Below are 12604 nucleotides of genomic sequence, written 5' to 3' on the forward strand. Positions count from 1 at the left end.
TGCCGCAGGCAGATAAACAATGAACAAGTCCGGACAATCGATAGACCGTTGCAATGAAACATCGGTCTATCGTTTTTCTATTCGGCAGGGGATTTGGAAAAATGGGGAAATTTAAAATGGTAAAACGGCTTGTGTCGGCGCTGATCATTGCCGCTTTTGCAGCGGCATGCCTGATTCCTTATCAGACCGCTGTCGTGTTCGAGAAAGAGGACAGCGGCGAGATCATCGCTTTTCTTCCCCTCCAAAAGAAGAAAAGCTTTGATGTGATTTATACGCATTCCATCCATCGGACAGAAGTGATCGAATCGTATGTGTGGGAAAAAGGAATGATTCGGCAGACCGCTCTGACCTATCATGATCCGGCCGTCGGAATGCCCGCAAACGCGGAGCAAGGTGAAAGGCTCGTCATCAATAACGGTGTCTACACCATTTCGGACATGAAGAGGACCTTTCCGTTCATTGATATGCGGATCGGAAGGGTGAGGGCGAATCACAGGATCAAGTATTCAGGCGCTGAACATGAGTTAAAGCGGTACATCCGCCCCGGCACATGGACAAGGATAAGTGTCCGAAAACTAAATGTCTTGCAACAACTGAGGGGAGTGAAGATCAATGACTGAGCAGCTTTCGGAAAAAGATCAGCAGAAACTGCTGGAGAAATACGATCCTGAAGCGGGCACGAGAAAGCTCAAAGGGTTGACGGGGATTATTGCATTTGCCGGCCTGCTCGCTTTTTCTTTGTTTCAATTATACACAGCCATTTTTGGCGTTTTTCCGGCTCAAATTCAAAGGTCGGTTCATTTAGGGTTTGCGCTCGGTCTGATTTTTTTATTGTTTCCGGCGACAAAAGGTTTACGGAAGACCGGCAAATTCAAAGTCGCCTGGTATGACGCAATCTTAGCCGTATTAGGAGCGGGTGTCGGCGCTTATTGGGTCGCCAATTATGAAACGATTGTAGGCGGGATCGGATTGATCACGGAAACTGATTTTTATGTCGGGCTGTTGGCCGTCCTGCTCGTATTGGAAGCGACGAGACGTGCTGTCGGACTGCCGATTACGATCATCGCCGCCCTGTTTCTTTTGTACGGCCTTTACGGCTCGTATCTGCCGGGCTTTTTGTCTCACAACGGCTTGACGCTGGAAAGGCTCGTTCAGACGATGTATTTTACGACGGAAGGAATTTTGGGCACGCCGCTCGCTGTGTCCTCGACATTCATCTTCCTGTTCATCCTTTTCGGTTCATTTCTTGTCAGGACAGGTGTGGGACAGTATTTTAATGACCTTGCTGTGGCGATCGCCGGACGAAGCACGGGCGGACCGGCAAAAGTCGCGATTTTTTCAAGCGCGCTTCAGGGAACGATCAGCGGAAGCTCTGTTGCCAATGTCGTCACTTCCGGATCGTTTACGATTCCGATGATGAAAAAACTGGGCTATAAAAAAGAATTTGCCGGTGCAGTCGAAGCTTCCGCATCTACCGGCGGACAGCTGATGCCTCCGATCATGGGAGCCGCCGCCTTTTTAATGGTTGAGTTCATCGGCGGAGGCATTACGTACTGGGATATCGCGAAAGCCGCGATGATCCCGGCTGTTTTGTACTTTACGGGCATCTGGATTATGACGCACTTTGAAGCGAAGCGCCTCGGCCTGCGCGGTTTAACGAAAGAAGAAATGCCGAACCGCAAGGAAGTATTCAAAAAGATTTATTTGCTGCTTCCGATCGTTTCGGTCGTCGTTTTGTTAATGTCGGGTATTACGGTCATGCATGCCGCTTTGTATTCGATCGTTCTGGCGATTCTGGTCGGTTTGTTCAACAGGGAAACGCGAATGGGCCTTAAAGGGATTGTGCTGGCTCTCGCGGAAGGAGCGAGAATGGCGCTTTCCGTTGCGGCGGCAACGGCTGCCGCCGGCATCATCGTCGGAGTCGTCACAAAGACGGGCCTCGGCCTTAAACTTGCAAACGGTCTGCTCGATTTGGCAGGAGGCGCATTGCTGCCTTCGCTCTTTTTGACAATGATTGCCGCTCTTGTTCTCGGAATGGGGTCGCCGACGACGGCAAACTATGTGATTACGTCGACGATTGCCGCACCAGCCTTGATTTTGCTGAATGTTCCTGATCTGTCGGCCCACTTGTTCGTGTTTTATTTCGGTATCGTAGCTGACATTACGCCGCCCGTTGCGTTGGCAGCATTTGCCGCCGCCGGTGTTGCGGGAGGAGAGCCGATCAGAACGGGGATCAATTCAGCAAAGCTTGCGATTGCCGCTTTTATCATCCCGTATATATTCGTCCTGTCTCCGGAGCTACTCATGATTGACGCGCATTGGTATGAAATTCTCTGGGTGATCTTTACCGCATTGTCCGGAATGATCGCCATCGGTGCGGGCATGATCGGATTCTGGATGAGAAAAGTGTTCTGGTTTGAAAGAATACTGGCGGCTGCGAGCGGTCTCCTGCTGATTTATCCGGAGGGCTATTCCGACATAATCGGTCTCGGCATATTCCTTCTGCTGTTCGTCCTTCAGCTGATGTGGAAGCGGGACAAAAGCCATCCGGAAGAAATGCAGGCCTTAAAAGCATAAATAAAAAACAGCCTTCAATGTGAAGGCTGTTTTTTATTAAAGCGGCCACCAATGAAAGCCGTCTTTTGCGAGCATGTCATCAGAAGCTTTCGGCCCCATAGAGCCCGCCTCATAGTTAGGGGAAAGGGTTTTGTTTTCCTCCCAGTTTTGAGAAATCGCATCAACAAAACTCCAGGAAAGCGCAACTTCATCCCAGTGGGCAAAGTTTGTCGCGTCTCCGTGCAAACAATCCAAAATCAGCTTTTCATAAGCTTCAGGCGTGTTGATGCCGTCCCCGCAGTTATGGCAGTAGTCGAGCTTGATCGGCTGGGCAAAAGTGCCGCCTCCAAGCTTCCTTGCGTTTAAATGAAGGGTGATGCCTTCATCCGGCTGAATATGGATCACCAGCAGGTTAGGATGCATCGTGTTGCCGTTTCCGTAATAAAGATTCATCGGAATGTCTTTAAATTGGACGACAATCTGCGTCGATTTTTTCTGCATCCGTTTGCCTGTCCGGATGTAGAACGGCACACCGGCCCATCTGAAGTTGTCGATCAGCAGTTTGCCGGCAACGAACGTTTCCGTATTCGACTCTTTTGCTACATTTTGCTCATCGCGATAAGCCGGAACCTGTTTTTCGTCAACGACGCCCGCGTCATACTGGCCGCGCACAAAAAATTGATCGACTTCGTCTTTTCGAATCGGACGAAGAGCTCGGAGCACCTTCACTTTTTCGCTGCGGATCTCTTCCGTGTTCAGCTTGATCGGCGGTTCCATCGCAAGCAGCGCCACCATTTGAAGAATGTGGTTTTGAACCATGTCTCGAAGCGCACCGGATTTTTCATAATATCTCGCTCTGTCTTCTACACCCAAATCTTCACTTGACGTGATTTGAATGTTCGAGATGTATCTGTTTGTCCAAAGCGGCTCAAAAATCGCGTTGGCAAAGCGGATGACTTCGATGTTCTGCACCATTTGCTTTCCTAGATAGTGGTCAATCCGATAGATTTGATCTTCTGTAAAGGCTTCACGGATTTCCTGATTCAAGGCTTTTGCGCTCGGCAGATCATGCCCGAAAGGCTTCTCGATAACGAGCCTTGACCAGCCTGTTGTTGAAGTGACACCCTCTGATTTTAGGAACTTTGCAATCGTTCCGAAGAATTCAGGAGCCATCGCCAAGTAAAACATTCGGTTATTCGGAATATCATATGTACTTTCCAGCTTCTCTAAAAGTTCGTTCAATTCCCGGTATGAGCCGGAATTTGTAACATCAAAAGGATGATAGTAGAAGTGAGATGTAAACTCATCCACATCCTTTTCGTTTAATGGAAACTTCGAAACCGATTGCTGTACGGTACTGCGAAAGTCTTCATTTGTCCAAGGGCGTCTGCCGACTCCGACAACCGCGAATTCATTCCCGATTTGTCCGTTTTCGTAGAGCCTGTGGATAGAAGGATATAGTTTTCGTTTTGCCAAATCCCCTGTTGCGCCAAATATTACGATAACTGCTTTTGGTTCCATTTGATCTTTTTTCAATTAAACGTACCTCACTTTATTCGAAGCTAAGTTTATTTTCTTCATTTTAAAGCTAATAATCCCTTAAAGCAAACATTTGAGATCGAATCGTATGAAAAGTTTACTGAAAATGGGCAGGGTATTTAGTTGCATAGCCTGGCGTGAAGCCGGCATTTCTTTTTTTTCAGACTTCCTGTATGCTTGTGATAGATGAAGTTTTTAGCAGGAGGAAAGGATATTGGAGTTATTATTTTTAGGAACGGGAGCAGGCATCCCCGCAAAAACGAGGAATGTCACATCCGTTGCATTGAAGCTTTTAGAAGAAAGGCGGTCTGTTTGGCTGTTTGACTGCGGGGAGGCCACACAGCATCAAATTTTACATACATCGATCAAGCCCAGAAAAATTGAAAAGATTTTTATTACCCATCTTCACGGCGATCATGTATACGGGCTTCCGGGTCTTGTCAGCAGCCGCTCTTTCCAGGGAGGGGAAGGTCCGCTGACCGTGTACGGACCGCAAGGAATCAAAACGTTTCTTGAAACGGCGCTTGACGTATCGGGGACGCATGTCACATACCCGCTTGTGATTAAGGAGATTGAAGAAGGGACAGTCTTTGAAGATGACCAGTTTATCGTGACGGCGAGAAGCGTATCTCACGGCATCCCCGCTTTTGGATACCGCGTGCAGGAAAAAGATGTTCCAGGCGCACTTGACGCCGAAGCGCTGAAAGAGACCGGAGTCTCGCCTGGCCCTGTTTATCAAAAGCTGAAAAACGGGGAGACGGTCACATTGGAAGACGGCCGGAAGATTCGCGGTGCAGACTTTATCGGACCGCCGAAAAAAGGGCGGATTGTCGCTTTTTCCGGAGATACGAGACCATGCGAGAATGTGAAGAAGCTTGCCGAAAAAGCCGATGTCCTCATCCATGAAGCAACATTTGCGAAAGGTGACAGGGAGCTTGCCGGAGACTATTATCACAGCACTTCAGAACAAGCGGCGGAAACAGCGCGGGAGGCCAGCGCAAAAGAACTGATTTTAACCCATATCAGTGCAAGATACCAGGGGGAAAACGTGCTTGAACTGGTCAATGAAGCGAAAGCGATCTTTCCTGATACCGTGGCAGCTTTTGATTTTTATGAGCATGAGATCAAAAGAACTTAATTGGCATTCGAAGCTTCTTTGTTCCGACAATGCGGAACGGGAAGCTTTTTTTGTTGACACGGTTCTAAAATGATGTATAATAAAGCGTAATCATTACGTTTTGATAAGGAGGACAACATGAGAGTCAAAATTACATTGGCGTGTACTGAAACAGGGGACCGCAATTATATTACGACAAAAAACAAACGTACAAATCCGGATCGCCTGGAATTGAAAAAATATTCTCCGCGTCTGAAAAGACACACGATTCACCGTGAAACAAAATAACCAAAAACCAGCAGAATGTCTGCTGGTTTTTGATTTAATTGGCGGTTTGATAAGCGTATGTTTGCTGTTGTGCGGCATACCACACATCATAGATCGCAAGCTGGACGATGTGGGGCTCATCATGATGGATTAAGTGCGAGCTGTTTTTCGCTTGAATCCAGCCGCTTTGATGGGAAAGAGACAGCAGTCTGCTGTGAAGCTTCAGCCACTCGTGATGAGCTTGTTTCGCCGCCTCCGTTCTTTTTCCCGCCGAAAGGACGAGCAAAGGGACCGAACCGAGGTGTTTCTTTTCCTGCTTCAGAATGTCCAGGCTATGTTGAAAGTCCTCATGGGACCCTTCGATCGAAAACTGTTTGCTGTAGTCTTCTTTTAATGCTTCCGGAAGAAGTGGCAGCACTTTTTCCTCCTGATCTTCACAAGCGGGATCAAGCAGCACCATGCCGATGACTTCATCGCTGTACCGGCTTGCAAACAACCTTGCAATGACGGCGCCGAACGAATGGGCGACAAACAGGTAGGGCGGTTTGACGCCTGCTGCTGCAAGCAGCGCTTTCAGTTCCTTCACCATCTGATCCGCTGTTCTTTTGCTGCTTGCCTGCCCGCTGTTGCCAAGGCCTGCACGGTCGTATGCAAACAAGCCGAGATCTTCGTCTATATCGGGTAAAATGGGCTGCCAAGTTTTTGAAGAAGAACCGTAGCCCGCTTCAAAAATAATGGTTGCGTTCTTTTTTCCTTTTCTCTGCTTTGTGTAAAACATGCACCCTTCAACTGTATATATGCTTTCCGTTATGGTCATAGAGGTCATCCTCTCTCTGTATATGGTGTTCTATTAGGAAAGACGCACGAACAAGGATGTTCGTTTCTCACGAGTTTGAAAAAAAGAAAATATCCCGCCTTGGGGCGGGATATCAGCAACTTACCAGGCTCTGTCGTACTGAACAGGCCCTTCAATTTTTGTGTTCAGCTGTTTGGCAGCGGTTTTCGGCCAGTATGGATCTCTCAGCAGCTCTCGCGCAACGAAAATGAGATCTGCGCGTCCATTTTGGAGGATTTCCTCAGCTTGAAGGCCGCTTGTGATCAACCCGACTGCACCTGTCTGGATTTCAGCTTGAGCGCGAATTGTATCGGCGAAGCCGACTTGGTAGCCCGGGAAGACGTTAATGTCGGCAGGTACGACGGCACCGGAGCTGACATCGATCAAATCAACGCCCTGTTCTTTCATCCATTTGGCGAAACCGACATAATCGGCGACATCAAGGCCGTTTGTTTTGTAGTCTGAAGCTGAAACGCGTACGAACAATGGTCCGTCCCAGACTTCTTTTACAGCGTCGATGACTTCGCGAAGCAGCCTGTAGCGGTTTTCCGGTGATCCTCCGTATTCATCCTCACGTTTGTTGGAAAGCGGTGATAAAAATTCGTTGATCAAATATCCGTGGGCTCCATGAATCTCAATGATGTCAAAGCCGGCGGCTTTCGCACGTTCAGCTCCTTTTTTGAAAGCCTGAACGGTTTCCTTTATGTCTTCTTTTGTCATTTCAACAGGTATTCGCGAATTTTCGTCGAAAGGAAGAGCTGAAGGCCCGTAGATTGTACCTTCGACCTCGGCTTTTCTTCCGGCGTGCGCCAGCTGAATCGCCGTTTTGCTGCCGTACGGCTTGATTTGTGACGTTAATGCGGCAAGTCCGTCAATATGCGCGTCATCCCATATCCCGAGATCCTGATCGGAAATTCTTCCCTCTGGGGTGACGGCGGTAGCTTCTACCATGATCAGTCCGACTTGTCCGACGGCGCGGGAGATGTAATGGGTCATGTGGAACGGCTGCACTTTTCCATCCTTTTCATGGGAGGAATACATGCACATCGGCGACATGACAATCCGGTTTTTTAGTGTAACTCCTTTTAAACTCCATGGTGTGAACAGTTTTCGATTACTCAAATTTTTTCGCCTCCCGTAAGTTTTCGCCTCGATTATACCAATTCTGTCCATCCTCGTCATATAAACTGCTCAAGTCATTTCCATATATAAGAATGTTCAGTACAATAAAGTTGTTCACATTCTATTTTTTACTAAATACGATATCGCATACACCTGCGGAAAACAGCGAAAGAGGGGGGTTGCTTTATGAAGTGGCAGACAGTGGAAGAACTGAAACAGCTGCTCATTTCTCTAGTACAATACGAAAGCATCTCAGGCACGGCCGGAGAAGTGGCGCTTGCGAAGTATATGCATGATATATTAAAGGACCGTTCGTACTTTCAAAAGAATCCTGAATATTTAAAGCTTCACCCGATGGAAGACGGGCGTTATTTTCTAACCGCCCTCGTTAAAAAGGAAGAAAAATCAAATACGGTGCTCCTCTTGAGCCATTTTGACGTGGTCGATACGGCAGACTACGGAGAATTCAAACATATGGCATGTAAAGTCCCGGAACTCATGGATGTATTAAATGATAAAAAAGAACTTTTGCCCGAACGGGTCAGAAGAGACTTGGAAAGCGGTGAATGGCTGTTTGGAAGGGGAAGCATGGACATGAAGGCGGGCCTTGCTGTTCAATTTTCGATGCTGGAACGGGCGATGAACGGAGAATTTGACGGAAACCTTCTATTAATTACGGTTCCGGACGAAGAAGTCAATTCACAGGGGATGCTTGAAGCAGTACCCGCACTGAAATCTCTGGAAAAAAAATTTGGCCTTCATTATACATCGTGCTTAAATTGTGAGCCGATGTTTGAAAAACATCCGGGAGATCAGAAGCAGTACGTCTATTCAGGCAGCATCGGCAAAGCGCTTGCCGGATTTTTCTGCAAAGGGATTGAGACGCATGTCGGCGAGCCGTTTGCAGGGGTGAATGCGAATTTAATGGTGTCCGAAATCAACAGGCTGCTCGAATTAAACGTCGACTATTGCGAAGAAGCGGACGGAGAGGTGACGCCTCCCCCGGCCAATCTGATGCAAAAAGATTTGAAGGAGGCGTACTCGGTTCAGACTCCTCACGCAGCGGTGTCGCTCTTTAATGTGCTGATGATGCAGCGTTCCGCCGCCGAGCTCCATCACATGCTGCTCGACACAGCCAAGGAAGCGGCCGCCAATATTCAAACTAATATTGAGCGTAAAACGGCCGAATATCAGCGGTTTGAAGCATTCACGCCAATGAACCCGACCGTTTCCGTACTGACGTTTGAGGAGCTGTGGAACAAAGCAAAGGAAAAGGCCGGGAAGCCCGAGGCGGAACGCATACTCAACTTTGCATTTGCCAACAGGGGCGAGCTTGGAGACCGCGATTTTTCAACGAAAATCGTCTCTGAATTGGCTTCACTCTGCAAAGAAGATGCTCCGATGATCGTTCTGTTTTACAGTCCGCCGTTTTATCCGGCTGTTTCTTCAAAGGACGATCCTTTGATCCGACAGGTGATGAAAGAAGTGAAGCAGTATGCGGCCGACAGGTACGGTATTGAATTTACAGAAGTCCAATATTTTCCCGGCCTGTCCGATTTAAGCTACCTTCAGCTGCAAAAGCAGTCTGTCGATGCGTTCACATCCAATATGCCGCTGTTTCAAAACGGCTATTCACTGCCTAAAGGACGAGAAAACGCACTGTTTGTGCCGGTCATCAATATCGGGCCGGCCGGGAAAGACCCTCATAAATGGACGGAACGCCTCCATGTGCCGTTTTCATTCGGAAAGCTGCCCGATATTCTCCGGCTGGCGATACACAAGCTTCTCTAAGTATACGGACGGGACCGCTTGGAGAAAAACCGGGAACAAGCGACACGCTGTCTCCCGGTTTTTTAAATTTTGGCCGCGAACATATCCCTGATTTCCGCAGAACGATTCGCCGCTTCTTTGACACAGGATATAACGATCTGTTCAAATTGATGGTCGTCAAGCACCCGAAGGCCTGCTTCCGTTGTTCCTCCGGCGCTTGTGATCTCTTTTCTCATGACAGAAGGATTCCTGCCGGTTTCAAGCATTTGAGCCGCACCTGACATCATATCGATAATCAGCTGTTTCGCCGTTTCTTCAGGAAGCCCCAATTCCGCAGCCGACGCCTGCAGGGCTTCGACAAACCGATAAACAAAAGCGGGGCCGCTTCCGGCTACGGCTGTCACCGCATCAAGGGCAGATTCCTCAACGATTGCAACGCTTCCGACTGTCGCAAAGAGGTCAGCCGCTTCCCGCATCTGCTCTTTCGTCACGAGCGGGCTTGCCGCAAAGGCTGTGGCTGATTTTTGAATGGCGGCCGATGTATTCGGCATGGCCCTTACAACTGGCAGCTCAAGCCCGGCATAGTGCTGGATCGTGTGAATCGGAATGCCTGCAAGGACTGAAATCAGCAGCTGATCTTTTCGCAAATAGGGGCGGAGTGCGGCCATTCCGTCCGCCGCGTCCTTCGGCTTCATTGCCAAAACGAGTGTATCCGAACGGGCGGCGACTTTTGCCGTATCGGCTTCTCCGCATACCCCGTATGTCTCGTTTAATTCACGAAGTCTGGCCGTATTCGACTGATTCGTGACGAATATCGCTTCCGGCTCCATCGCACCGCTTTTGACAAGCCCCTTAATCATCGCTTCAGCCATCGAACCGGCTCCGATAAATCCCATTCGTTTCATTATGAATTCCTCCTTCTAAAAAACAAAAAAACCTTTCCGTCTTCACAAAGGACGAAAAGGTTTCGCGGTACCACCTTCATTAGCATATACATGCTCAGCTCTTGCCCCGTAACGCGGGATACGTTTAGGTTTGCCTAAGCGCTCTGAGGGCAGGTTCAACAGGCAAGCGGGCTGTGAAATCTTTCAGCCGTGGATTTCACTCTCTTTCGCCATTGCTCGTTTACTATTCCTCTTCATTGCGTCTTCGTTCATTTACCTGCATATATTTGTTGTTCATTATGCTATGAGGAATGATGAAATGTCAACAGGCATTTGAAGCAAAAATGACATGCGCGGGAGAAAAAGGTAAAATATGATCAACATCAATTCGCAGGATGAGGAGAATCAAAAGATGAAAGACGCAAGCATCATTCCTATATCATTGCCGACTCCGTTTGCAGTCGGAGACGTCAACATTTATTTGGTCAGAGGCGAGGCGCTCACTCTGATCGATGCCGGGCCCAACACAAAGGAGGCGGCTGCCGTTTTGAAGAAAGAGCTGGCCGGCCAGGGACTGTCATTAAACGATATCGACCAGGTCGTTCTGACCCATCATCACGCTGATCACGCCGGACTGCTGGACGAATTCCCCGCAGGGATCAACATCATCGGCCATCCGTTCAATGAACCGTATATCAGCCAAAATCCCGATTTTATTGAAAAACAAAAGGCCTTTTTTACATACCTGTTTCAGCGATTCGGCGTTCCCGGCGATATGAAGCCACCGGGCCTTACAGTAAAAGCGTCGTACCGGTTTTCGTGTCATCGGACATTGACAGAGACCGTTTCAGAAGGCGCGCAAATTGACGGGCTTGAAGGGTGGCGGGTTCTTGAGACGCCTGGACACGCCGCTTCACATATTGTCCTTTATCATGAAGAGCTTGGAAGCATGCTAGGGGGAGACTTGCTGTTAAAGCCGTCTTCTTCAAATCCGCTTCTGGAAGTGCCGCAAAAAGGGAAAAAACGCCCGACTCCGCTGCTGGACTATTTGAAATCGCTCGGCAGGCTCCGGGAGCTTCCGCTCAACATTATTTATCCCGGCCACGGGGAGGACATCACAAAAGTGAATGAGCTTGTCGCCAAAAGGCTGGAAAAGCAGCGAAACAGAGCCGAAGAGGTGTACCGCATCCTTACTGAAAAACCGCATTCACCTTATCAGATATGTCAAAAACTGTTCCCTGCAGTCTATGAAAAAGAGTTGTTCTTAACGATGTCAGAAACGATTGGACAGCTTGACGATTTGGAATCCCAAGGGAGGATCGGAGCAGAAACGGCCGATGGAATCGATTACTATTATGCAAAGTAGGTGACGAACATGCAGCAAAAATTGAAAGAGCAAAACGTGATGATTACAGGGGCTTCAGGAGGGCTTGGCGAACGGATCGCATACCATGCCGCCAAGGAAGGAGCCGAGATCATTCTGGCTGCGCGCAGAAGAGACCGTCTCATGGCTTTGAAGCAAAACATCGCCGATGAAACCGGTGCAAAATGCCGCATCATCGCATTGGACGTCAGCCGGACGGATGACATTGAAGCGGCGTTCCAAGAGGCCGGTCCGGTTGATATTCTTGTCAATAACGCGGGATTCGGTATTTTCGAAAATGCGCTTGACGCTTCCCTTGAAGATATGAAAGCGATGTTTGAGGTCAACGTATTCGGTCTGATCGCCTGCACGAAAATGGCACTCCCGCATATGATCAGGCAAGACAAAGGCCATATTATCAACATCGCCTCACAAGCGGGCAAATTAGCGACGCCCAAGTCAAGCCTTTATGCGGCAACAAAGCATGCGGTGCTCGGGTATTCAAACAGCTTGAGAATGGAGCTTGCCGAGACAGGGGTCAACGTGACAACGGTCAATCCTGGACCGATTCAAACCGACTTTTTCAAGACGGCCGATAAAAAAGGGGATTATGTCAAAAACGTCGAGAGATGGATGCTTGATCCGGATCAGGTTGCTAAGAAAGTCGTCTCGGCAATGATGACGAACAAGCGCGAAATCAATCTTCCAGGCTGGATGAACGGCGTCAGCAAACTCTACCAGCTCTTCCCATCCCTGGTTGAACGAGCAGGCCGGAGCGCTTTCTATAAAAAATGATCGTCTCTCGAAGAAAGGAACGGAATCGTCCGTTTCTTTTTTATCTGCATTTTTTTAGAGAATTTCCTGTCAGAGAGGCTCAAAATATCATATAAAGACAGGGAGACTTTGTCCCTCTTCAAACCGCTGCACCGAACCTGTGCTTCCTTCTATAGGCTTTGCTTGATCTGAAGGCACCTGTCCCGTCTGAGGCAATCGATATAAAAATACTGTATGCCGAAAGATTCCGTGCTTCCGGGAACACGTGCCGGCCGCTGATGAAAAATAAGGTAAAGGTCGCTTTCGTTATGCTGTTCTTCTTATATAAAATGGCAACTGGGTGACGAAAAGAAGTAATATTTTACCATTTATTGAAA

Annotated in this window: 11 protein-coding genes; 7 read left to right on the forward strand and 4 right to left on the reverse strand. The window is 48.5% G+C overall.

Annotation, left to right across the window (positions count from 1 at the left end; translation table 11 throughout):
- Positions 1 to 101: 101 nt before the first annotated feature.
- Positions 102 to 620 carry a DUF1850 domain-containing protein gene (locus MST20_RS15515; protein WP_243943250.1) on the forward strand — a complete coding sequence of 173 codons (519 nt, stop codon included), beginning with the start codon at positions 102 to 104 and terminating at the stop codon, positions 618 to 620.
- Positions 613 to 2577: a TRAP transporter permease gene (locus MST20_RS15520; RefSeq protein WP_243943252.1), complete on the forward strand. Its 1965-nt coding sequence runs from the start codon at positions 613 to 615 to the stop codon at positions 2575 to 2577. Before MST20_RS15515 ends, MST20_RS15520 begins: the two co-directional genes overlap by 8 nt.
- A gap of 36 nt (positions 2578 to 2613) precedes the next feature.
- Here MST20_RS15520 and zwf read toward each other — a convergent pair whose 3' ends face one another.
- Positions 2614 to 4077 carry a glucose-6-phosphate dehydrogenase gene (zwf, locus tag MST20_RS15525; protein WP_243943437.1) on the reverse strand — a complete coding sequence of 488 codons (1464 nt, stop codon included), beginning with the start codon at positions 4075 to 4077 and terminating at the stop codon, positions 2614 to 2616.
- 232 nt (positions 4078 to 4309) lie between these two features.
- On the opposite strand from zwf, the gene rnz reads away from it, so the two are divergent.
- Positions 4310 to 5233, forward strand: a complete 924-nt coding sequence (gene rnz / locus MST20_RS15530) for a ribonuclease Z (RefSeq protein ID WP_243943254.1) — start codon at positions 4310 to 4312, stop codon at positions 5231 to 5233.
- Between the two features lie 117 nt (positions 5234 to 5350).
- Entirely contained in the window at positions 5351 to 5500 is a 150-nt protein-coding gene (rpmG, locus tag MST20_RS15535; RefSeq protein ID WP_003183271.1) for a 50S ribosomal protein L33, read from the forward strand.
- Positions 5501 to 5534: 34 nt separating this feature from the next.
- On the opposite strand, the gene MST20_RS15540 is transcribed toward rpmG, so the two are convergent.
- Entirely contained in the window at positions 5535 to 6296 is a 762-nt protein-coding gene (locus tag MST20_RS15540; protein ID WP_243943256.1) for an alpha/beta fold hydrolase, read from the reverse strand.
- A 120-nt stretch (positions 6297 to 6416) separates the two neighbouring features.
- On the reverse strand, positions 6417 to 7487 hold the full coding sequence (gene namA / locus MST20_RS15545) for an NADPH dehydrogenase NamA (protein ID WP_243943258.1): 1071 nt from the start codon (positions 7485 to 7487) through the stop codon (positions 6417 to 6419).
- A gap of 135 nt (positions 7488 to 7622) precedes the next feature.
- Here namA and MST20_RS15550 point away from each other — a divergent pair, with 135 nt between their 5' ends.
- On the forward strand, positions 7623 to 9227 hold the full coding sequence (locus MST20_RS15550; protein ID WP_243943260.1) for a M20/M25/M40 family metallo-hydrolase: 1605 nt from the start codon (positions 7623 to 7625) through the stop codon (positions 9225 to 9227).
- Between the two features lie 62 nt (positions 9228 to 9289).
- Here MST20_RS15550 and proC read toward each other — a convergent pair whose 3' ends face one another.
- Complete coding sequence (proC, locus tag MST20_RS15555; RefSeq protein ID WP_243943262.1) at positions 9290 to 10111, reverse strand: pyrroline-5-carboxylate reductase; 822 nt, start codon at positions 10109 to 10111, stop codon at positions 9290 to 9292.
- Positions 10112 to 10502: 391 nt separating this feature from the next.
- Between proC and MST20_RS15560 the strand changes: the two genes are divergently transcribed.
- Complete coding sequence (locus tag MST20_RS15560) at positions 10503 to 11456, forward strand: MBL fold metallo-hydrolase (RefSeq protein ID WP_240909025.1); 954 nt, start codon at positions 10503 to 10505, stop codon at positions 11454 to 11456.
- 9 nt (positions 11457 to 11465) lie between these two features.
- Positions 11466 to 12248: an SDR family NAD(P)-dependent oxidoreductase gene (locus tag MST20_RS15565; RefSeq protein WP_243943264.1), complete on the forward strand. Its 783-nt coding sequence runs from the start codon at positions 11466 to 11468 to the stop codon at positions 12246 to 12248.
- Positions 12249 to 12604 lie beyond the last annotated feature (356 nt).

Source organism: Bacillus sp. B19-2 (genome assembly GCF_022832475.1).
GTDB lineage: Bacteria > Bacillota > Bacilli > Bacillales > Bacillaceae > Bacillus > Bacillus paralicheniformis.